The sequence below is a fragment of the Saccharophagus degradans 2-40 genome (assembly GCF_000013665.1).
In the GTDB taxonomy this organism is placed as follows: Bacteria; Pseudomonadota; Gammaproteobacteria; order Pseudomonadales; family Cellvibrionaceae; genus Saccharophagus; species Saccharophagus degradans.
In genome coordinates, this window is sequence record NC_007912.1 from 575,574 (window position 1) to 599,283 (window position 23,710).

Consider the following 23,710-nt stretch of genomic DNA (forward strand, 5'->3'; position numbering starts at 1 on the left):
TACCAAGGCTGTAGCTTGCCAAGATAGGGCTAAGATGTATCTAAATTTACGCCTCGCCACAATACCTAACCCTACATAATCAGGAGTTAAACCCCAATGTCTTCACGCAGAGAACTTGCGAATGCCATCCGTGCATTAAGTATGGACGCCGTACAAAAAGCAAATAGTGGTCACCCAGGTGCACCAATGGGAATGGCCGATATTGCGGAAGTGCTGTGGAATGACTTCCTCAAGCACAACCCAAGCAACCCTAATTGGGCCGATCGCGACCGTTTTGTATTGTCAAACGGCCACGGCTCTATGCTTATTTATTCTTTGTTGCACCTTAGCGGTTACGACTTGCCAATGAGCGAGTTGGCTCAGTTCCGTCAGTTGCACTCTAAAACCCCAGGTCACCCAGAGTTGGGTTATACCCCAGGTGTAGAAACTACCACTGGCCCACTTGGCCAAGGTATCAGTAACGCCGTAGGTATGGCGCTTGCCGAAAAAATGTTGGCTGCGCAGTTTAACCGCGATGGTCACGATATTGTTGATCACTACACCTACTGCTTTTTAGGTGATGGCTGTTTGATGGAAGGTGTTTCTCACGAAACCTGTTCACTTGCTGGCACCTTGGGCTTGGGCAAATTAATTGCCTTTTGGGACGACAACGGTATTTCTATTGATGGTCACGTAGAAGGCTGGTTTACCGATAATACCCCAGCACGTTTTGAAGCTTATGGCTGGCATGTTATCCCAGCGGTAGATGGTCACGACCCAGAAGCTATTAAAGCGGCGGTAGAAGCTGCGCAAGCAGAAACAGGCAAGCCAACGTTGATTTGTACTAAAACCACCATTGGTTTTGGTTCACCTAACAAGAGCGGTTCTCACGATTGTCACGGCGCACCATTAGGCGATGCAGAAATTGCCGCAGCGCGCGAATTTTTGGGCTGGCCTCATGCGCCATTCGAAATTCCAGACAACGTTTACGCTGGTTGGGATGCGAAAGAAAAAGGTGCAGCGGCACAGTCTGCATGGGAAGCCAAGTTTGAAGCATACAAGGCTGCACAGCCCGCTTTGGCGGCCGAGTTTGAGCGCCGCGTATTAAACGGTGACTTGCCTGCAGATTTCGAAGCTAAAGCCGATGCGTTTATTAAAGCTGTTAACGAAAAAGGCGAAAGCATTGCCACCCGTAAAGCGTCACAAAACACTATTGCAGAATTTGGCGCTGCATTGCCAGAGCTACTCGGTGGCTCTGCCGATTTGGCTGGCTCTAACCTCACCATGTGGAGCGGTTCTAAGCCTGTTACGCGCGAAGATGCCAGCGGCAACTATATTTACTACGGTGTGCGTGAATTTGGTATGAGCGCCATTATGAATGGTATTGCTGCTCACGGTGGCTTTATTAACTACGGCGCAACCTTCTTAATGTTTATGGAATACGCGCGCAACGCTGTGCGTATGTCTGCATTGATGAAGTTGCCAAATATTTTTGTTTACACCCACGATTCCATTGGTCAGGGTGAAGACGGCCCAACTCACCAGCCTATCGAGCAGTTGGCCGCGTTGCGTTTAACGCCAAACCTAAATACTTGGCGCCCAGCGGATGCAGTTGAATCTGCGGTTGCTTGGAAATCTGCAGTAATGCGTAAAGACGGCCCAAGCGCATTGGTATTTACCCGTCAAGGCGTTAAGGCGCAAAGCCACGACGACGAGCAAATAGCCAACATGGCGCGCGGTGCATACGTACTAGTAGATTGCGACGGCGAGCCAGAAGTGATGCTAATTGCCACTGGTTCTGAAGTGGGTATTACCGTAGATGCCGCAGCACAGCTAGCGGGTGAAGGCGTGAAGGTGCGTGTTGTATCCATGCCTTGTACCAATGTGTTCGATCAGCAAGATGCCGCCTACAAAGAATCTGTATTACCTATTGCGGTTACCCATCGCGTAGCGGTAGAAACGTCACACGTTGACTACTGGGCGAAATACGTAGGCATTGATGGCCGCGTAGTGGGCATGACCACCTTCGGTGAATCTGCACCGGGTGGCGCATTGCTTGAGTACTTCGGTTTTACTGTAGAAAACGTCGTAAACACCGTTAAAGAATTGCTAGAAGACTAAGCGTTAGCTTAAGGTTTTCTCGCTAAACAACAGGCCTGCACCATTTTTGCGCGCGATTATTTTTTAATTGCCGCATGAATGGCTGCAGGTTTTGTTGCTTATTGGGCTGTGAACCTTATAATCCGCGCATCGAAAGTATTTGGTCTAAGCTGCTTCTACTTGTTGCCACTATAAATTGGCCGCTAAGCATGCTACACGCTGCCAAGCAGTACTATAAACGTCACATACTCACCTTATCTTTTTTACCTAAGCATGACTCAAGAGGAAATATCCATGGCTGTTATTCAGATGAAGGACCTCGATCTTAAAGGCAAACGCGTTCTTATTCGCCAAGATCTAAACGTACCCCTACAGGATGGTGAAATCACCTCCGATGTACGTATCCAAGCATCATTGCCTACCATCAAAGCCGCAGTAGACGCGGGTGCTAAAGTGATGTTGATGTCTCACTTGGGCCGCCCTACCGAAGGCGAATACGCTGACGAATTTTCTTTAAAGCCTGTTGCTGCACGCTTAACCAAATTGTTGGGCAAAGAAGTGGGCTTGGTAAAAAACTGGCAAGAAGGCGTTGCTGTTGCTGAAGGCGAAGTTGTATTGCTAGAAAACGTGCGCTTTAACGTGGGCGAGAAAAAAGACGACGAAACATTAGCTAAAGCGTACGCAGCATTGTGCGACGTATTTGTGATGGATGCATTCGGTACCGCGCACCGCGCGCAAGCATCTACCCACGGCGTCGCGAAATTTGCACCGGTTGCCTGCGCAGGCCCGCTATTGTCTGGCGAGTTGAGTGCATTAGAAAAAGCCCTAGCCAACCCTGCGCGCCCAATGGTTGCGGTGGTAGGTGGCTCTAAAGTTTCTACAAAATTAACCGTATTAGATGCGCTTTCTAAAATTGTTGATGTAATGGTTGTGGGTGGCGGTATCTCCAACACTTTCGTTGCTGCTGCCGGTAACGAAGTAGGCAACTCTTTATACGAAAAAGATTTAATTCCAGAAGCGCAACGCTTGTGTGCAGAAACTGAAGTTATTTACGCGCACGATGTGCGAGTAACTAAAGAGGGCTTCAGCGATTGGAATCACAACTCTGTAACTGAAGTTAAAGTACCTGCAGATATTCAAGCCGACGAAGAAATTATTGACTACGGCCCAGAAACTGCGCAAAAAGTTGCCGCTATTTTGAAAGATGCTAAAACCATTATTTGGAACGGCCCGTGTGGCGTTTTCGAGTTTGATGCGTTTGCTAAAGGTACCGAAGTGGTTGCGCGCGCAATTGCAGAAAGCGAAGGCTTCTCTATTGCCGGCGGCGGTGACACCTTAGCGGCAATTGATAAATTCGGTTTGGCCGACGGCGTTTCTTACATTTCTACCGGTGGGGGTGCTTTCTTGGAATACGTAGAAGGGAAGCCGTTACCCGCTGTAGTGATGTTAGAAGAGAGAGCTAAGGGTTAAGGGATAGGTGACAGTTGACAGGGAACAGTTAACAGCTTGAAAAAAACCGCCGATTGGCGGTTTTTTTATTAGTGATTAGCTATTCGCGATTAATTATTGGTATCTAGTGTTTCTATTCCGCCAAAGGCTTTTACTAGGTCTTTAATCATTTGCGATAGTTCTACGGTCATAATGGCGAATTCTTGGTCGAATTCTTCGGCCATGCTGTCGGCGTTACTGGATTGGGCTTTTTCTTGGATTATTTCTTCGAATTTTAAGCGTTTGAAGGCGAATTGGTCGTCGATAATTAATTGCACGCCTTCTTTCCAAATAACCGCAATTTTATTTACAACCATACCTGTGTTGATGTGGCTTAGCACTTCGTCTGCGGTTAGGTCTTGGTTTTTGCAGCGAATAATACGGCCATCTTTAGGGGCGGTAAGTTCGCATTCTTCGCCTAGCTCTAAGCCTGCGCTTATGGTGTTGTCACGCAGCCAGCTGGTCATTACCGAGGGCGGTGGTTGCGTTGGGTTGAGTGGCACACAAGGGAAGCTGCCTACTGCTTCACGCAGTGCTGCCATTAAATCTTCTGCGCGTTTAGCTGACGAAGCATTCACCACTAACAATTTTTCGTTGGTATCTATATACGCAAAACAAATATTCGATTTAGTAAATGCCTTGGGCAGTAGAGTAAAAATTATTTCGTCTTTTAATGTTTCGCGTTCTTTACGGCTTACGTGGCGAGCTTCTTGTTCGCTTATTTCTGCCACCTTTTGTTCTAGGTGATCTTTCACTACCGCGCTTGGGAGTATTTTTTCCTCCTGCTTAAACGCCACCATAATGTAGCCGTTAGCAGCGTGCACAAATTCGCTGCCGTGGCGCCCCAGTGGGGGTACCCAGCCGCCGCGCTGTGGGTCGAGCTTGCCACAGGGTTGAAACTCAAAGGGCGCGAGTAAATCGTGCAGCTGCTCGGGGGAGTGCTCGAAGGGTTGGGTAAGGCGATAAATGCGAAGGTTTTTGAACCACATAGTGTAAAAAGTCTGCAGTAAGGGGTGAATTTAGCTGGGGGCGAAGTGTAGCACGGGTGAGCGCTTATGCGGCCAAGAGATAGGGGGGCGGTTATCGCTCAAACATCATTATTAGGGCTGAGAGTGTTAAGCTAAATGGCCGTATGCGCGAGTGTGTGGGGTATCACACTTTGTATCTTTACCTTCCGGCTCGCCGTGCCATTTACCCCCTCCGCCGACTCTGGCTGGTATTTGCGGGGTGAAAATACCACTATAACTGCGCTTCCGTTCATTCGGCGTAATTGGCACCTATAACAATAATACGAATACTCTTTTGTAGCCCAGACAAAGTTCTTGTTTATTCGATCTTAAAAATACCGCACATGCTCGTCGTTTGGTGAAGCCGTGTCGTGCCTGCTTGCTTTGCAAGTTTGGCTGTTCAAAATCTAATAAAAGAATGTCGACTATGAAAAGGCTACTGCATATCACTATGTTTAGCTCACCTATTGGCCGCAAATTATTGCGCGGTTTAATAACGTCTGGGCTACTACTACTCTCGTTACTTTCTATTTCGCAGGCTACTGCGCAAACGAATTTAGCTTTAAATAAACCTATATTTGCCTCTTCCACTCAGGTTAGGTTAGAGGTAACTGCAGCTAACGATGGCAACCTTGGCACACGCTGGGGAAGCGACTGGGAAGACCCGCAATGGATCTACGTGGACTTGGGCCAACCAAGCACGATTTCTGAAGTAGAAGTTGTGTGGGAAGGGGCTTACGGCTCGGATTACGATATTCAATTTTCTAATGACGGTAGTAATTGGGCTACCGTTGCCTCTGTTACCAACGGTACTGGCGGCACCGAGCGCACCGCCGCTGGCGGCAGCGCGCAATATGTGCGCCTGCATTTGTTGGCGCGCGGTACCGGCTGGGGTTACTCGCTGTTTGAGTTTGGTGTGTACGGCTCTAGTGAGCCTGAGCAGCCCACAGACGACACAGACTTAGCCGAAGGCAAGCCCACTTACTCCTCGCTAATTGAGGGAGGTAACAGTGCCGGTGCGGCAACCGATGGCAACGAGTCTACCCGCTGGGGATCGGATTTTGTGGATGACGCGTGGATTTATGTCGACCTAGAGCAAGTGTCGGTAATTTCATCTATCGAGCTTTCTTGGGAAGCGGCCTACGGCAAAGAATACAAAATTCAAACCTCGAACGATGCGAATAATTGGACTGATATTTATTACACCGACTCGGGCGACGGCGGCAGCGACATTATTGCCGTAAACACTTCGGCGCAATTTGTACGCATGCAAGGTATTAGCCGTGGCACAGGTTGGGGTTATTCACTGTGGAGCTTTCGTGTCATTGGTCACGTTGGCGATAACTCGTCCACAATTGTCAATGTGCCTATTGTTGGCCCCTATGTGGAATTTATTAATTTAGGTTTATCGCCCGCCGCTAACGATGGTGTGGATGAAATTCGCGTGCAAAATATTGTGGTGGATGAATCGGTAGCCTACCTTGAAGGTACAACCGTTACCTTTACTAAGGACTTTGTAAGCCTTGGCCCCAATAACGATTTAGAAATTTCCGCAATTGATAAAAACGGCAACCTACTTAATCACTTCCCGTTAACCGTAACCGTTTATGACGGTTTGCAAATACAGGTAGAGGTTGTAGAAAAATCGTCTAATAATGATGATGACTTGGCGTTGGGTAAGCCGGTATATGCCTCTACCGAAGTGGGCGGCAACTACGCGCAGGCGGTGGCCGACGGCGATGACGAAACTCGCTGGGAATCGGAAGCTGCAGACCCGCAATGGATTTATATCGATTTAGATACAGCGCAAACTTTCCAGCGCGTAGTGTTAAATTGGGAAGTGGCTTACGGCGCTAACTACACTATTCAAATTTCTAACGATGCAAGCAATTGGCAAGATGTAGAAATTATTTTGGGCGGCAATGGCGAAGAAGATAACATTAACTTTGCCAATCCAGTAACCGCACGCTATGTGCGTATGTTGGGTAGCGCACGCGGCACCGGTTACGGCTTTTCGCTGTGGAGTTTTGAAGTTTACGAAAACACAGGTAATAGCGATTCGGAATTTGAAATTATTCCAGACCCGTATACCGCACCCGCTAAGCGTCCAGAAGTGGGTGCATTCAGGGTTCAATCACCAAAAGATCGCGTAGTCATTACCAACACCCGCAACCCCGTATTGCGCTGGGATGCTTTTGCCGGTGCAGGTGAATACGACGTGTACTTAAATATTACCCGCAACGACTATGACTTTACCCAAGCCGGTAACTTTTTAGATCGCTATACCAAAATAGGTACAACGTCAGATACACAATTTACCGCACCAGATTTGTCAGATCGCTGGACCTACAAATGGTTTGTGGTTGCTGTGGGCGGTGCGCAAACGCAATCCGATATTGGCACCTTTAGTGTATACCTGCCAGTGATGGAAAACGTAGACGACGGCGTTAATATTATTAATGGTTTCCGCGATGCAAATAAAAACGGTTCTATCGAACCCTTTGAAGATTACACCAACACCATTGATGTGCGTGTAAACGATTTGCTTGGCAGAATGAGCCGCGAAGACAAAGCCATGCAAATGTTTTTTGATAGCAAGGTATACCACAACGCTGGTTTCCATTTTGGCCCTATCACGCCAGCCGAAGATTACCAAATGCAATTGGATCACGCGCGGGCAAACGAAAATGGTATTCCGCCAATCACTACGGCAGACACTATTCACGGCTATGAAACCACTTACCCAGCACAATCGGGTTTAGCTGCTACAAAAAATTACGATTTAATTTATCAGCTTGCCGATATGCAGCGCCGTGAACAATTAGCGGTGGGTGCACGCGGTACCTTGTCGCCACTTGCCGAAGTGGGTACCAAAGTATTGTACCCGCGTATTCAAGAAGGCGGTGGTGAAGATGCCGATGTAGCCGCAGCCATGGTGCGCGCAATGTTGGTGGGCCTACAGGCAGGGCCAGAATTAAACCCGCAATCTATATCTGTAACTACTAAGCATTGGCCAAGCCAAGGTGCGGGTGGCGAACAGCAAATGGTATACGACGGTACAACCGTGCACTACCACATGCGCCCTTGGCATGCGGCTATAGAGGCGAACACCAGTGGCATTATGCCGGGTTATGGTGGCACGCGCTTATTTGGCCCTGATGATCACGGTGCGGGCGATAACCCCTATATTATTGGCTACTTGCGCAATGCCATGGGGTTTGAAGAAGGCCTAATTATGACCGATTGGCTGCCCAGCGGTTCGTGGGTGGGCTCGGCCTTGGCCGGTGCCGATGTAATGGGCGGCGCGGCACCTGCAGTAAAAGGTAACTTCACTATGGAAGTGCCAGAAGACCGCATCGACGATTCCGTGCGCAAAGTATTAGATATGAAATTCCGTATGGGTTTGTTTGAAAACCCCTATGCCGATGCCGAGTACGGAAGTGGTGAGTGGTTTTCTAGCCGCAACTATAAGCTTGCAGTGCAGGCGGCTCAAGAATCGATTACTTTACTTAAAAACGATAATATTTTGCCGATCAATACCGATCGAATAAACAGCATTGTTGTTGATGGGCCGTTCGCAGATATAGGCAACCAGTTTGGCATTTGGAAAAGTGGTTTTCACTATGCATCCGGTGCACTTACCGCTTACAAAGGGATTAAAAAGCGCGGTGAAGAGTTAGGTGTAAATGTGTATTTAAATGATGCGCCTACTCGCCCAGATGTAGCCGTAGTGGTGGTGGGTGAAGAGTCTTATACCCATGGTACGGCATGGCCAAACGAGCAGCCGTATTTACCACAAGCGCAGCTAGATGTAATACGCAAATACCGCAATCAAGATATTCCCGTGGTAGTGGTATATGTATTGGCTCGCCCAAGTGTGCTTACCGAATCGTTAGATTCTGCCAGCGCGCTAATGCTTACCTATCGCGCCGGTGATGGAGCAGGTCAAGCTATTGCCGATGTAATTTTTGGCGATTACGTACCCACTGGTACCTTACCTTGGCAGTTGCCGCGCTCTATGGCGCAAATTGGTAGCGACGATAAAAACGATCAGCAAGAACATTGGGATTTACCCTTCGACTTGGGCGCAACCGCTGCCGAGCGCGAAGAGATCCGCAATAAAATTGCGAATGGTGAAAAAATTCTACCCATATATGGCGACCCATTGTTCCAGTTTGGTTTTGGTTTGCAAAACTATGGTTTGAATGACGATTCTGCCCCAGCAAACTTTGGGTTAGTTGCACCTGGCAACAATACTTTCCATTCGCCCAATTTGCCCAGATTCCGCTGGAATGCAAGTAGCGATAACGAAACAGGTATTCGTCATTACGAAATATATGTAGACGACGAGCACTTAGCAACCGCCAAAAATACTGAGTGGGATCATCGCAATTTAGTGTTAATGAATGGAGGCCACACATGGTATGTAGAGGCCGTAAACTGGGCCGGTGGCAAAACACGTTCACCAACCTTTGATTTCGACTTAAACGATACCAGCGCACCGCCTGCGTTCAACGTTTACACCGCCGCTAGCGAAAACGACAGTAACTACAAAATTTACTGGAGCTTTGCTGCGGACGCAGGTAGTGGTATTGCCTCGTACGAAGTATTAGTAAATGGTGGTTTTGTTAGCGAGCAAGCGCCAATGGTATTGTCGGATGTTGCCGTTGCAGCCAATGGTAACCGCGCTCTAGGTTCTTCAACAATTGTATCTACGTCATCCGCCAGTATTGTGGACGCCGCAACCGATGGCGACCCCGCTACGCGTTGGCAGAGTAAATACAGTGATGCTCAGCATATTATTGTCGACTTGGGTGAAACTTATCTTGTTAATCGTGTAGTGCTTAACTGGGAGAGCGCTTACGGTCGCGCTTACCGCTTGCACGCTTCCACCGATGGTGAAAACTGGCAAGAAATGTATTACACCAACAGTGGTGATGGCGGCATAGATACAATTAATAATTTATCTGCCGTTGCTCGCTACATAAAAATGGAAGGCATAGAACGCGCTAGCGCTTACGGTTATTCGCTGTGGGAATTTGAAGTGTACGGCGATGTATTGCAATCCTATCGCGGCGAAAGCATGCCTTTTGGTAACAACACATGGACGATTCGCGCCGTAAATGGCACAGGCCTGGTTCGCGAAGCGAGTGTTAATCGTTAATTACTAGTCGCCCATCGCTAGTAATTGGCTGGCAATGGGTATTAGTCATTTTGAGTTCATAAGCCCCGCTAGAGATGGTGGGGGTATTTGTCCTACTGTTTTTGCAGGGGATTTGGAAGAGGTTCTAGTTCTTGGATATTCATCAAATCAAACTAATCTTTGGTTTGAAATGATTCGAAGTATGCAAAGAGATATGCAGGCTCAGCAAGCCGCAGAGGCTATGCTGAGGCAGGCCGCGCAGGCTCGGGAGTTGGAGCTTGCAGAGCAGAAACGAGCGTTTGGGAATTGTATGGGCCGCGCAGGATCTTCTCAGTATCAATGCAAAGATGCAGCGCAATTGGCTCATGTTGGCGATGTGAGTCGGTGCGGGGAGGCCGCGAGTAGCAATTTTTCGGGTAATATCAATTTGTCATTTAAAAAGTATATTTCAATCTCACTCGCATTGAGTCCAGACGGAAGGTTGACCGAATGCTTAGCATTAGCTACCGCATTTAGAGATAAGACGCTGTCTAATTGCGATATAATGTGGGATCGAGATATGAATAATTGTAGATCTCAATATGGTTATTAGTGTGAGCTGTACTATGGAGGGGGTATGAGCTATTCAAAAATTACTCGCACGTTTACTATTGCATTTCTGTTTGCTTTTGCTTTGATTGCATTGGCTTTGCTAGTGTGGAATAAAATTAACATGCCAGCATCTATGCCTGTTGAGGTCAAAGGCTTAAAAGGTGAAGCTTACGAGAAAAATATTAAGGTTGTATCGCATTCGGCGGCGGTTATCGATACACCTGAGCCCAGTGAAGAATTATTGGAAGATGAAACTATTCGTATAGGCTTACAATATTTAAGCTCACGCGGTTATGTAGATCCTGAGCAGAGAGATGTTTATCGCAATTATGATATTGCAACGCTAAGCGCTCTGGGGGATGACGGCGACTTAATCGCACTTTCTGTCTTAGGGGAAATATACAGTGGAACGGATAAGTGGGCACAGGGATTAGAGATTTGGCAAAAAGCGTCGATGTTTGGCGCAGTAAATACCGGAATGGCATTGGCCGGTTGGCATAGCGGGCAGAGCAGAGTGTATGCCGAGCTGGATGCTGAATTGAGTCGTCAAGCCTTAATCGAGGGGTTGGGGTGGTTGGAGTTTGTTGAGCTTCGTGGTGGTAGTCCTAGTCTGCAAAGTGAGCGCAAGCGTATTTTATCCGAATCTCAAACGGCATTGAGTAGCGAAGTGTTAAAAGCTGGTCGCGAAAGAGGGATCGCTATCTACGAGGGGCTTTCTCTTAGAAGAAAAGAACACGGGCTTGCGCCGTTCGACAATACTATTCCGGAGGATGCAAAGCCATTTTTGAATATGGTTTCAGAATCAAAGTTATAAATAGTCTTCGAGCTATTTTATTTATTAATACATAGAAAAAATAATATTTTACGGCATATTAACCCCGGTATTTTAACTGCTGGGGTTTACTTAATTCGGGAAAATTTAATAGGGTGTGTTGATTGATGTGATTGGGCCATGTTGATGTTTTTAGAGTGAAGAAATGAAAATGCATTTCGTTGTTTTAAAAACTATTGATTCACGCTTAAATACTCAATACTTTCCTTTATCCTTCCTACCGCACAATCAAGCCCCCTTATCTATTTCGAGTTGAGCATTGCGCTAACTAGGCGTAAAACTAAGCTATCGGAGTAGTCTTTGCTTGTGGTGGTTTTATTCCGCTATGCAATTAGCCGATCAAATACTAATAAAAACTGTGTTCTGTCGCGTTGCGCTATTTTAATTATAGCGGCAGGCGTTGCTTTGGACTTAACAGAAGTATTTCAGATCATCGAAAGATGCATAACCTTAATCGAACAACGAATTTTAACTTAATGTTGTAGCCGCTTTAGTGGGTCACTCATACACGTGATGCACGTATAGCTATTTGAAGTTAAATGTTAGTTGATACCGTTTAATTCAAAAAAAGGCCACGGCGGTTGCCAAAGGGTCGCTCTTGCAAACCAGCAAGAAATAGTGGGAGAAGCACCTGTGAAAAAACAAGCTTATACAACTACACCAGTTAAACCAAATGCGTTAGGTTTAGCCATTCGCACACTGGCCCTTGGTGGCCTAGCTGCGGGACTTGTAAACGTAGCGCATGCAGATTTATTGTCGGTAAATAAAACTGCTACGGCCAGCAGTGAAATGCAAGCTGCAGCTTACGCATTCGATAACAATCAAAATACGCGCTGGGAAAGTGCGCACGCGGTTGATCCAACCAGCATAAGTGTAGACTTGGGCGAAACCTACGATTTAGATAGCATTGTCGTTCACTGGGAAGCTGCCAACGCTGCAAGCTACACCATAGAGGGCTCCGATAACGGTGTTAACTGGACGCAAATAGGCACCTATACCGGTGGTACCTTTGGCAATAGAACCGATACCGTAAACGTAGATGGTAATTACCGTCACGTGCGATTAAATGGTACTCAGCGCAGCGATGGCAATGCATGGGGTTACTCCATATGGGAGCTGGAAGTTCACGGGACAGAAGTAACCGAACCACCTGTAGTGGAACCTCCTACAGAGCCTGGCGAGAATTTGGCAATATATGGCACGGCAACCGCCAGCTCTGGTAACGCCGATGTAGCTATTGATAATAACGCTGGTACGCGCTGGGAGAGTGACCACGGCATCGACCCTTCTAGTTTTACTTTAGACCTAGGCGCAACCTACAGCTTGAACCAAGTGGTTATAGATTGGGAGGCCGCCAACGCCAAGGTGTATGCTATCCAAGGCTCTAACGATGGCACTAACTTTACTACCCTTGCTAATTACAGCGGCGGTGAATTCGGCACGCGTACCGATACATTAAATATTGCTGGTGATTATCGCTATGTACGCCTGTTGGGTACTGAGCGCAGCGATGGCAACGCATGGGGCTATTCTATTTGGGAATTTAAAGTATATGGCGGTGGAAAAACTGAGCCACCGGTTACCGAGCCACCTGTGACAGAACCGCCAGTGGTAGAGCCCCCCATTTTTACCGACCTAAATTATCAGCCACTGTTTAACAACACACACAGCCCAGATACTGCGCAAGAGTGGTACACCAAGCCCGACGGTACAGTGGTAACAATTGCAAGTGGCCGCGCGCGTTCACGTCACGAATCGGAAGATATTTTTTACACTTTCCCAACGCATTATTTTGAGCACCGTACATTTGAAATAGAAATTCACGACCATACCCCTAAGGGCCAAAATTTGGTGGAGGTTTTCTACCACCCAGAATACGCCAACTATGTGCCGCCGGGTTGTCGCTCTTCTTACAGCAATGTTTGGCGTGCAGACTTTAACAACAACGCCGGCATGGATGAAAAACTGCAAACCGCCACCCCAGACGGTAAAGGTGAGCGTTGGGTATGCCGCATACAGCGCGACGCGCACAATGGCGACGACGGCATTTTAGATGTGGGTTCATGGATGGAGTTTGAATTACAACAATTCTTAGGCTTATATGAAGGCGACCCTAATGTGCGTGGCCAGGCCGTTTACTACACCGATACATACCGTTTTAAATTAGGCCAGCCCGGTATTTATATTGTGGGCGATGAAGCCATGGAGGAAAAAATTCGTGCGGGTGGCCGCGCTACAGCGCCTTATGTAAAAGGCGGCGACTCGGTACCTGTTAACGAAGTTATTTCGGTTAATGGCGACAACACACTTACCTACAAAGTAATGGCAAATGGTAAGTGGACGCAAAAAGATAACCCCAACGGCACTGTAGTTACTTTCCCTATTCGCGATGGCATTGAGGTATACGATAACTACGTAGTGGCGAGTGGCGTGGCCGATTGGACCACCTATTTCCGCGAAGCGTTAAATATTCAGTGGGATACGCACAACGCATTTATGCAGGGGCGGCGCGTGTTTCATACGCGTATGGATACCGGCGTACACGAAGAAGTGGGTAACCCAGACTTTCCCGAATTGGCAAATATTGCCGATGGTTTAATGGTGAAAAATTCGTGCTTGGGTTGTCATGTAAACAACGGCCGCGGTATTGCTCCGCAAAACGGCGCGTTATTAGATACGCTAGTCGTTAAAGTAGGCTCGGGTGCGTTCGATAACCTTGGCCAGCCACAACCACACAGTTATTACGGTGGTGTACTGCAAAACCTATCACTAGATGCTGCTGTGCCTGCAGAGGGTTCGGTTCGTGTAACTTACACCGCGCAAAACGGAACCTTTAACGACGGCACAGGCTACAGCTTGCAAGTGCCTACCTATTCGTTAGAAATGAACGATACCAACGGCGGGGCTATTCAGCATATTTCACCGCGCATGCCACAAAACATAACTGGTTTAGGCTTATTAGAAGCCTTACCCGAAAATGAAATTTTGGCATGGCACGACCCAGATGATAGCAATGGCGATGGTATTTCTGGCCGCGCTAATGTTGTTACCTCACCAGAAACGGGGCAACAGTTTATAGGTCGCTTTGGCTGGAAAGCGTCATCAGCAAGTTTGCGTGATTTTGCTGCAACGGCTTTAAGTGGCGATATGGGTGTAAATACCTCTGTGTTACCCAATGCAGATTGTGGCGCACAACAAACCGCCTGTATTCAAAATAGCGGTCAGGGCGTAGAGCTAAGCGACCTGCGTTTGAATGAACTGGTGGTTTACTTGCAAGCGCTGGGCGCGCCTTCGCGCAGGCCAGAAACTGTAGACCAGCCAATGGTAGTGGCCGGTGAGCAGCGTTTTACCGATATAGGCTGTGCCTCGTGTCACCGACCAGAAATGAACACCGGTCATAAGCACGATTTAGCTGAGTTGCGTGGCAACGTTATTCGCCCCTATACCGATATGCTGTTACACGATATGGGCCCAGGTTTGGCAGATAGCTTAACTCAAGCGCCAGAGCTAAATCGCGAATGGCGTACAGCGCCGCTGTGGGGCTTGGGCATGAACTTGGCTGTAAACGGTCACGACAACTTGCTCCACGATGGTCGCGCACGCAGTATTGAAGAAGCCATTTTATGGCACGGTGGGGAAGCGCAAGCCAGTAATAATGCCTATAAAGCACTAAGTGCGCAGCAGCGAGCAGAGTTAATAGCGTTTTTACGCTCACTCTAATTCCCGCTTTTTAAGTAAACCCAAGGCGGCAACGAAAGTTGTCGCCTTTTTTGCGTTTTAGCGCGTTTATCTTTACTTCGTTATTCGTGTGTTTTTAGGCTCAAGGAACCTCTGATTAGCTCCAACCTCTTTTTGGCTTTCAGGCATTTTTGTCCTCTAGGCATTTTGTTTAGGCATACTGGTTGTCTGCCGAAATAAAATAACGACGAGGACGAGAATGCCTGAAAGCCCCGTAGGGCGGGGCCAAAACGTCCATCCGTTTCGCTGTTCTTCTTGCTAAGGACTAAGGCCATTAGCTGCAAAGAACGCCTTGCGGCTGAACGTTTTGGCTCTTGCAAAAAGCAATTGGGGTTAATCAGAGTTTCCTTACTGTGTAATTAAAGTTATGAGTTTTTACCCTTGCTTGCTAGGCTTATGCCTATGTCGTTGAAAAATTTTATAAAACAGCTATCTAAAAGCCGCCACTTACAATATTGGTTTTTGCAATTTGTAGGTTGGACCGGCTTGGCCATATACACCTTGTTATCGCTTACCCTTTACTATCAAGCGAACCCTGAGTGGAAGCACATCGCTCATACCTTTTTACAATCGCCACTTGGCCTTATTATTTCTTTGCCCTTGCGGCCCTTATACCTGCGTATTTGGCACTGGTCGCTTATGGCGCGCCTGTTGGTGGTGTCGCTTGCGGTATTGGTATGCGCATTTATTTGGACTGTTACCCGCATGTTACTATTTATGTGGATGGCAGATGCAGAAGGGTTGTTTCAATCAGATTTTGGGGGCTGGTTTTTCCCCGGTATGTTTGTATACCTAAGTTGGACCTTGCTGTTTTACTGTATTCACTACTATCAACTGCAACAAGAAGAACACCTCATTGCAGTGGATTTAGCCGCGCAGCGCCAAGAGGAATATTTAAAGCGGCTAAAAGCAGAAACCATAGCCAAAGAGGCGCAGTTAAAAATGCTGCGCTACCAAATTAATCCCCATTTTTTATTTAATACCCTTAACGCAATTAAAGGCTTGGTGTACTTAAAAGAAAACGACGTAGCCGCAGATATGATTCTGCGCTTGTCCACTTTTTTGCGTTATTCGTTAGAAAGTAACCCTCTGCTTAATATCTCACTAGAAAAGGAGGTGGAATCGCTTAAAGTGTATTTGGATATAGAAGTGGTGCGGTTTGCCGAGCGCTTAAAAGTAGAGTACAAAATAACGGACAAAGCCAAAAAAGCCAGTGTGCCGAGTATGATTTTGCAACCTATAGTAGAAAATGCTATTAAATATGCCATAGCCCCAAGTGAAAATGGGGGTACTATAGAGATTAAAGGCTGGGTAGACGATACATTCCTATGCATAGCCGTATGTGACGATGGCCCAGGAATAGGCTTTACAACCCCCGCAGACAAGCCCGAAGGCTGCGGCGTAGGCCTGCAAAACACCCAAGAGAGGCTAGTGACCCTCTATGAGGACGATTACCAATTTACCTTATCTAACAAAGCCGGGGGTGGGTTAAGGGTGTATATTAGGGTTCCTTACCAAACGGTAGTAGCTAGTAGCTAATCACTAGCTTCAGCTGTTAGTTGATAGTGATTTTAAACTAGCTATTACAGGTTATAAATTAGAGATTATTTACTCGAGTTTTTACTAATAATTTAAAATAATAAGAGACTAAAAAGCCATGAGCGAACCAAAGCTTCCGAGCCTGAGGACGGTCATCGTCGAAGATGAGCCCATAGCCATGCTGCAAATGAAGAGCATGCTCCAGGGCTGCCCAACTATCGAAATAGTGGGCGAGGCGCGCAATGGAAAGCAGGCGTTAGACGTTATTCAGGATGTACAACCCGATTTAGTGTTTTTAGATATTCAAATGCCGGTGTTAACGGGGTTTGAAGTGTTGAAAGCACTGCAAGGCGATACCTTGCCGCTAATCGTATTTACCACCGCTTACGAAGAGTATGCCGTGCAGGCGTTCGACTTGCACGCCGTAGACTACCTATTAAAGCCCTTTAGCGAAGAGCGTTTAAATAAAGCGCTAGCCCGGGTAATGGAACGCTGGCAACTGGCCGAAGAAGATCAAAAAGGCACACTGTTACAAGCGGTGGAATTTATTCTAAATAAAGGCGAGGGGCCGTCGGTTAGCGCAGGTGCAGAGCCTAAATTAGCCATTAAAGAGTCCGGCGAGGTACTGTTAATTCCGCAAACAGAAATTGATTGGGTCGATGCAGCGGGTGATTACATGTGCATTCACTCCAAAGGGCAAACTCATATACAGCGCTGCACAATGAAGCAGTTGCTAGAAAAACTAGATAGCCGCCGCTTTTGCAGAATCCACCGCTCCACCGTTGTGAATGTGGATCGCATTACCAAAGTAATTCCACACACCAAAGGCGAAAGTTTTTTAATGTTAGATTGCGGCGAAAAATTAAAAGTAAGCCGCAATTGTCGCGAAGCTATTCAGCAATTTTTAGCATCGTAACTGCCTTGCCTTAATGCGAACTTGAAAATTATTTGCATTTACATGGGGTGAGTAGCCGTGCTTTCACCCAATAATAACCGGTGAATGTTTTATAAACAGAAGCCATTTTAGGTGTAAAAAAGGCGAACTAACTCACATCACGCTGGCCACTTTCTCGCGAGCTTAGCAGCCAACTGCTAAGCTCGCGCCATTTCTAGGGCATTGCTCTTGCGGTTTTGCAGACAATGTACAACTCTACCAATCAAAATATGGGCGCAACTGACGCGCCGATTACAATTACCAACCAGTAGAAAGGATTCTCTACTATGCTGCCAGCTAATCAAAAAGACCTTCTTATATCCACGCCAAACCAAGGTATCCCCGTAAGTTTTGCGCCTAAACTCATTGAAGACGCTATAAGCTTAAAGCGCGCCGCTCGCGAGTATTATTACCCGATGATGGCTTTAAAACATTTACGGGCGTTATCTTCCGGTTTAACCGGTAAAAACAACGTCTACATCCCCAATATTAACGATTTTAAAACCAACGCCCTACAGAGGGTTGTGGTATATGTTCCGGGCTTTAAGGCCACTGTTGAACGCCGTTCTAATGGTAACCTTGTGGTAACCGAATTTAAGCCAGATAATGGTTATGAGGGGATTACTAGGCGGAGCAAGGAGAAGCCTGGGGTTTATCAGGTGGATATCGGATCAGAAGATAAAATTCGCCTTACATATAAAAGAAATGGGCGAATAACTCCCGAAAAAGCAAGAAATGTTATTGTTGCTGGAACTGAATCCCACTCTCCGCTGGAAGCTGCAAACCAAGCCATATCCAGGATCGAAAAAACTGCAAGCAGGCATATTGTTACGAGGGGGAGTTTTGATATGTTTTACTCTCCGGTAGGAAAAAATCTAGGTGGTCTGCGGAGCTATACTCCCGAAATACATAAAGAAAGTTATTTATTTGGCGGTTTGTTGGCAGATGCAATGGAGCGAGCCAACAAGCAAGAGCGAGTTATTTGGGCATCGGAGTCCAGTGGGGGTGTTGTACTAACTCAGGCATTGCAGACACTGGCTCTTAAAAATGTATCGTTTGAGGGTATGGGGCACCTTGTGTATATGTATAGCCCAACCACTAATCCTGCTACTACTTTAAAGGCCATTAAAGATGTAAAAATGAAAGCGGATGAGCATTTGGCAAAGGGCGGCGGGCATGTATTCGCAGCTGCAGGAAGTGTATTAACAAATGCTTCTAGGGCGCGGGATAAAGATGACCACTATACGTGGGAAGATTATTTTAATGACCTTTCCGGTGGTACGATGGCTGCACTCGCTGTTGCTGGTGCCGCAAGTTTTGTTGCGACGGCGGTTACTAGCTCTACAGTTGCTTTGGGAGTTGGTACTTTTTGTAGTGCCGCAGGGGCCGCACAGCTTGCCAGTCGGCCAATTCGAAGACTTATCGGAAAGGTAAAACCTTAATGATTGATTGGCTCAAATATTTCCCATTCGCAATGAGATACGACCACAATCCTGCAGAGGTACGAGGTCCTTACTTTACTAAGCCCAAGCTTATTAAGTGGCGTTTCGGTGATTGTGTATTACATTTTAGGGCGCCTAGATCGAACTCCGTTGCAGGTATAACTGGCCGAGGGTGCTCCGTTGATGCGATTCCCGCCCCCAAAGGAGATATATTAAAAATTCTGCGCCCCAATTTCGAGGCAGATAATTGGGATAATCCTAGGTTTAGATGGAAGTTTGATTTGCTTTTTAGAAACAATTGGTTCTTTGTTGGCCCTTGGTTTACAGGTATAAAAGCACGATTGACCCTTCGAGCAAATATTATTTCAGTATCAGAATTGTCGAAATTTTCAGGAAAAAACTTTTTTCACCCGGCTGTATTTGAATCGGCAATAGCCGATGTGCTTGACTGTTTGTACGGTCATCACAAATTTAATACAAAAAAACGAGCGCATTTTCGCGGGCCGCTTAATTGGAAAGTGCAACCCATCTCCAACTCAATAAAGGCGGTTGTGTGTGATATTCATACTGTTGGAAATTCAGGGAAAGAAAATCCTGAGCTTGCTCGACAGATGTATATTCCCATTACTCCAAATCGCTTATTGTTGATTGATCTGGATTTTGGTGGAACCAAGATCTATAACGACGATGTGTGCGCAAAGCCATTGTTTAATCTCTGTAACTCCATAATTGACTCAATACGCTTAGACGTGGGGCCAGAAACACAAGCAGAGTGGGATAAAGTAAAAGCAACCTGCCCCGATATGTCTATAACGGAAACCTTTGGTGAACTCCAGTGGCCCCTAGCGCCAGAAAAGCCGCCAAAAGAAAAAAGAGAATTGGATATTACCCCGCAGTCAGCTGGGTTTGAGAAGCTGCGAAGCATTTAATATTGATGATTGTTTTTTGGTAAATAAAGCACAGCCCAATTGGGATTTTGGGATGTGCTTTATTTGTATTTACCTTTTGTGTTTTAAATGCAATTCCTATTAAAACAAGTCGTGTGGATTGCAATTAAAAATCTGGCTCTTGAATAAATACATTACAAGCCGGTGTTATTTTAAAAAGCGCATCGGCGGCGAGTAGTGTTGCAGCTGCTGTCCAGCTGGTTTTTTCTTCTGGCCAAATGTTATTGTTTTTAAAGTTGTATCCGGTCCAAAAGCCGCCGTCTTCGTCTTGCCAACGGTATAGTTTTTGATACAAGTTTAGCGCCTCATCGCGTCTATTGGCGGCGACTAACGCTAGGGTAAGCTCGCAGGATTCGGCTACGGTCATCCAAGGTTGATCGCTAACACAGCGGCAACCCATGTCGGGCTCTACAAATTCTTGCCAGCGCGCTTGCAGCCGTTCACTTGCTTGTACAGGGCTGTATATGCCTGCCAAAATTGGGTAGAACCAATCCATAGAAAAGCGCTCTTTACTCTCCCATGTTCTGTCAAAACACTCTGGTTTATGCAGTAATGCCGCGGTGAGTTTTGCGTGGGCTTTTAGCCAGTGTGGCTTGGGGGTGCCCAGCTCACGCATAATTTTTATGGCGCATTCAAGGCTGCGACAAATGGAACTGCACGCAGTAACAAGTGCATCGCTGGGCAGTTGTTCGCTCTCGCTTAGCGCCCATTGAATGTCGCCCTGTGGCGTTTGTTGGTTTACAACATAATCTATTGCCGCTTCTAGCATGTCTACATAGTTATGTAAAAAAGCTTTGTTGCGTGTGGCCAGGTAGCAGTACCACAAACCCGTGGCGGGGTAGGCGACAAAGTTTGTTTCTATTTTTGCATCGCTTATTTGCAGCGGTTCGCCAATATAGTTAGCGTGCCAGCTGCCATTTTTATTTTGATTTTGTTGCAGCCAGTCGAAGGCTTTTAAGGCCGCTTGGGTGTGCCCCATAATAGCTAAGCCCATAGCGGCTTCGGTGTGGTCCCACGGGTCGAGCTTGCCGTTGGCAAACCATAATATTGCGCCGTCGCTGCGCTGGCATTGCAAAATGTACTCGGCTGCAGGTGCAAGCACGTCGTGATTAAATTGTTTTTTTTCGGCTAGGTTATTCAAAACACCGCCTTATGATTGTTGTTTTTCATAGTAAAACACCACGCTTTTGCCCATTACTGGGTTAAGCAGTTTGTCTAGGGTGCGGGTTAACCAGGGGCGTTGCATTAAATCCCACACTAAAAATTTATGGTAGAGGCGCACCGGCCAAAGCTGCTCGCCCTCGCGCCAAAATAGGCAGCGCAGCCACCAGTAGGGTGCGTGCAAGGCGTGCGCACCGTGCTGCCCGCGCGCACAGTAGGGGAATTGTGTGACCAAATTGTGAATGTCGGCGGGTTTAAATATATGTACGTGGCCACCTTCTACTTCGTGATAGGCGTCGCTTAGCTTCCAGCAAATTCTTTCTGGCCAGGCGCGCGGCACACTCAAACACAGGTTGCCGCCGGGCTTTAGCAAGCGGTGTAGCTCTGCAAAAAAGCGTTGGTAGTTGGGTATGTGCTCTAATACTTCCGAGCAAATAATATGGTCAAAACTGTGGTCGGCAAAGGGTAGGTTAAAACCGTCGCCGCAAATAAATTGTGCCTGCGCGCCCTGTGCTAATACGTCGTCTGTCTGCCATTCCTGCAGGCGCTGATTGGCGGTGGTTAAATCTTTAAGGCTTAAATCTACCCCTACTATAAGTGCGCCGGGGAAACTTAAATAGGCACCAATGGTGTGGCGGCCTTCGCCGCAGCCTAAGTCCAGTAGTGTATCGCCTGGTTTTACTTGTATGCGGTTAAAATCAATCGTCAGCATGGGGAAGCGTCTCGCTGGCGGTGAGCCTTGCTGGGGCTTTTTTTATAAAAGCGTCGTCTAATAAATGTGTGTATGTTTTGGTTTGAATTATTTTCAAATAATGCTGGGTAAGTTGTTGGGCAACGGTATGCCAGCTAAAAGTTTGCTCGATACGTTCGCGCGCTTTTGCACCTAGGCTTTCTATTTGATGGGGCGTGCTAAACAGCGAAATTATTGCATTGGCAATTGCATCGCTTGAGCCTTTTTCTACCACTAAGCCTGCGTCGCCTACCACTTCTGGCAGGGCGCCGCCATTACTGCTTACTACAGCTAGGCCGCACGCCATAGCTTCTGCGGCGGGTAGGCCAAAACCTTCGTAGAGTGAAGGGCATACTGCAATGCGCGCAGTTTGATATTGTTCTACCAGTGCTTGCGTGGTTAAGCCGCTTTTAAAGACAATGGTGTTTTCTAGTTGTAGTGATTTTAATAAGGTATCCGACGCGCCGCCTTCCTGCAGTTTACCTATTACAGTGAGTGTTGCCTGCGGGAATTGCTTTTTAATAGTTACCATAGCTTCTAATAAAAAGCGCAGGCCCTTCAATGGTTGATCGGATGACGCCGTGGTAATAATGCCAAATGGATGCTTTTTTACACTAGGGTTGGGCGAAAACACTTGGGTGTCTACACCGTTGGGCACTACCGGCACAGACTGTTCAGGCCGCTTAAAAAAGCGTGCTATGTCTGTTTGTGAAACTTTGGATACAGTCACTAGGTTATCCAGTTTTTTGCACACCTTTTCTTGCATGGTTAAAAAGCTATACCAGCGCTTGCGCAATAGGCGGTGCTGCCAGTTGGGGGCGGCATCGATTGCGAGTTTTCTGTCGCGGTGGATTGGGTGGTGAATGGTAGCAATCACCGGTGTGTGTTTTTGAATGCTTAATAAACCGCGACCAAGGCTTTGATTGTCGTGCACTATATCGAACTGGTTAGGCGTTATTAGTTTGCGCACGCGTCGGCTAAACGTGTATGGCTCACCAAAACCGCCGGTGAGCATGGTGAACCATTCGTAAAAATCAGAGAACGATTTTAAGTGGTGCCAGCGCAGCGCTGTTACGTGGTTTTCTTGTTCGTATAAATCTAGGCTGGGTACTTTAACCAGTGTTATTTCGCTATCTAGTTGCGGGTAGGGTGGCCCAGAAAAAACCGTTACCTTGTGGCCGAGGGCATTAAGGGCGCGACTTAAGTATTTAATGTATATGCCTTGCCCACCCACAAATGGGTGGCTGCGGTAGCCAAGTAGGGCGATATTTAAGCGTTGATGTGGCGGCAGTTTTCCGTCGGCGGGCACATTGGCAGCGCTTGAGCTGTGGGTGCTGCTTGCCGTTGTGGAGTTGGCGCGGGTATGAGGAATAGCCACAGACATAAATTAAAATTCTTTTTGTAATTACGGTGCAGGTTGAAAAATGAGTTTGTGCTTTTTTGTTCGTGCGTTATAGCTGTGTTAAAAACTGCGCCGGTGCGAAGGTTAGGTTCAGTCTTTTTAGCTGTTCGCCCTGCGCATCTAAAATAAGCAATGTGGGTGTGCCCTTGGCTTGATAGCGGGCCATAAAGGTTTGGCCTTCTTCGGTATCGTAATCTATGCGCGTAAATATATAGTGCTGCTCTATGCGCTGTTTTACTTCGGGCTTAGCTAGCACGTCTTTATCTAGACGCCTACAAGCGGGGCACCAAGCGGCAGAGAAGTTTGCTAACACTGGCTTGCTCTGCTGTTTTGCCAAGCTAAGAGCTTGCTCGAATGTATGGGTGGGCAGCCCGGTGGCTACGGCTGCATTGCGGCCAAGGTAGCTTTGTATCTCTACATTAATAATGTAAGCGCCCACCAAAAGCACCACAAATATGCCAACAGATTTGGCGGCTTTTACGAAGAATGTGTTGGCGGCGGGTTGGCTCATTGGGTTTTCGCTCTGCTGGCTAATTAGGCGCGAGTGTAACAGTTGTAACGCAAATGCTGAATGATGCATTCACCACGGCCACTAAGCACTGGCAGATTCGACCCAATATACTTGCCGATTCGGCTTAAAACAGCCTATTGCGTAGAGTTAATGGCGGTTAGCGGAT

15 protein-coding genes are annotated in these 23,710 nt (G+C 47.1%); 10 read left to right on the plus strand and 5 right to left on the minus strand.

Features of this window, described 5'->3' with window-relative positions:
* Positions 1 to 96 precede the first annotated feature (96 nt).
* A complete protein-coding gene (tkt, locus tag SDE_RS02575; protein ID WP_011466957.1) occupies positions 97 to 2,100 on the plus strand; it encodes a transketolase in 2,004 nt (667 codons plus the stop codon).
* 273 nt (positions 2,101 to 2,373) lie between these two features.
* Positions 2,374 to 3,549 carry a phosphoglycerate kinase gene (locus SDE_RS02580; protein WP_011466958.1) on the plus strand — a complete coding sequence of 392 codons (1,176 nt, stop codon included), beginning with the start codon at positions 2,374 to 2,376 and terminating at the stop codon, positions 3,547 to 3,549.
* Between the two features lie 89 nt (positions 3,550 to 3,638).
* Here SDE_RS02580 and rdgC read toward each other — a convergent pair whose 3' ends face one another.
* Positions 3,639 to 4,556: a recombination-associated protein RdgC gene (gene rdgC, locus SDE_RS02585; protein ID WP_011466959.1), complete on the minus strand. Its 918-nt coding sequence runs from the start codon at positions 4,554 to 4,556 to the stop codon at positions 3,639 to 3,641.
* Between the two features lie 445 nt (positions 4,557 to 5,001).
* Here rdgC and SDE_RS02590 point away from each other — a divergent pair, with 445 nt between their 5' ends.
* The 8 genes from SDE_RS02590 (at position 5,002) to SDE_RS02625 (ending at position 19,722) form a co-directional block, all read left to right on the plus strand.
* Positions 5,002 to 9,738, plus strand: a complete 4,737-nt coding sequence (locus SDE_RS02590) for a discoidin domain-containing protein (protein ID WP_158303847.1) — start codon at positions 5,002 to 5,004, stop codon at positions 9,736 to 9,738.
* A 34-nt stretch (positions 9,739 to 9,772) separates the two neighbouring features.
* Positions 9,773 to 10,309: a hypothetical protein gene (locus tag SDE_RS02595; RefSeq protein WP_011466961.1), complete on the plus strand. Its 537-nt coding sequence runs from the start codon at positions 9,773 to 9,775 to the stop codon at positions 10,307 to 10,309.
* Positions 10,310 to 10,333: 24 nt separating this feature from the next.
* Complete coding sequence (locus SDE_RS02600; RefSeq protein WP_011466962.1) at positions 10,334 to 11,122, plus strand: hypothetical protein; 789 nt, start codon at positions 10,334 to 10,336, stop codon at positions 11,120 to 11,122.
* Between the two features lie 651 nt (positions 11,123 to 11,773).
* Positions 11,774 to 14,860, plus strand: coding sequence for a di-heme oxidoredictase family protein (locus tag SDE_RS02605; RefSeq protein ID WP_011466963.1), 3,087 nt, complete (start codon positions 11,774 to 11,776; stop codon positions 14,858 to 14,860).
* A gap of 420 nt (positions 14,861 to 15,280) precedes the next feature.
* Positions 15,281 to 16,417, plus strand: coding sequence for a sensor histidine kinase (locus tag SDE_RS02610; RefSeq protein WP_158303848.1), 1,137 nt, complete (start codon positions 15,281 to 15,283; stop codon positions 16,415 to 16,417).
* A 118-nt stretch (positions 16,418 to 16,535) separates the two neighbouring features.
* Positions 16,536 to 17,333, plus strand: a complete 798-nt coding sequence (locus SDE_RS02615) for a LytR/AlgR family response regulator transcription factor (RefSeq protein ID WP_011466965.1) — start codon at positions 16,536 to 16,538, stop codon at positions 17,331 to 17,333.
* A gap of 305 nt (positions 17,334 to 17,638) precedes the next feature.
* Positions 17,639 to 18,793, plus strand: a complete 1,155-nt coding sequence (locus SDE_RS02620) for a hypothetical protein (protein ID WP_011466966.1) — start codon at positions 17,639 to 17,641, stop codon at positions 18,791 to 18,793.
* Positions 18,793 to 19,722 carry a hypothetical protein gene (locus SDE_RS02625; protein ID WP_011466967.1) on the plus strand — a complete coding sequence of 310 codons (930 nt, stop codon included), beginning with the start codon at positions 18,793 to 18,795 and terminating at the stop codon, positions 19,720 to 19,722. Before SDE_RS02620 ends, SDE_RS02625 begins: the two co-directional genes overlap by 1 nt.
* Before the next feature lie 124 nt (positions 19,723 to 19,846).
* Here the strand turns inward: SDE_RS02625 and SDE_RS02630 are convergent, their stop codons facing one another.
* The 4 genes from SDE_RS02630 to SDE_RS02645 all read right to left on the minus strand — a co-directional run bounded on the left by SDE_RS02630 (position 19,847) and on the right by SDE_RS02645 (position 23,613).
* Entirely contained in the window at positions 19,847 to 20,881 is a 1,035-nt protein-coding gene (locus tag SDE_RS02630; protein ID WP_011466968.1) for a hypothetical protein, read from the minus strand.
* Between the two features lie 9 nt (positions 20,882 to 20,890).
* A complete protein-coding gene (locus SDE_RS02635; RefSeq protein WP_011466969.1) occupies positions 20,891 to 21,613 on the minus strand; it encodes a class I SAM-dependent methyltransferase in 723 nt (240 codons plus the stop codon).
* Positions 21,600 to 23,015, minus strand: a complete 1,416-nt coding sequence (locus SDE_RS02640) for a glycosyltransferase family 4 protein (RefSeq protein ID WP_011466970.1) — start codon at positions 23,013 to 23,015, stop codon at positions 21,600 to 21,602. The genes SDE_RS02635 and SDE_RS02640 overlap by 14 nt, the downstream gene beginning before the upstream one ends.
* A gap of 67 nt (positions 23,016 to 23,082) precedes the next feature.
* Positions 23,083 to 23,613, minus strand: coding sequence for a thioredoxin family protein (locus SDE_RS02645; RefSeq protein WP_011466971.1), 531 nt, complete (start codon positions 23,611 to 23,613; stop codon positions 23,083 to 23,085).
* Between the last annotated feature and the right edge of the window lie 97 nt (positions 23,614 to 23,710).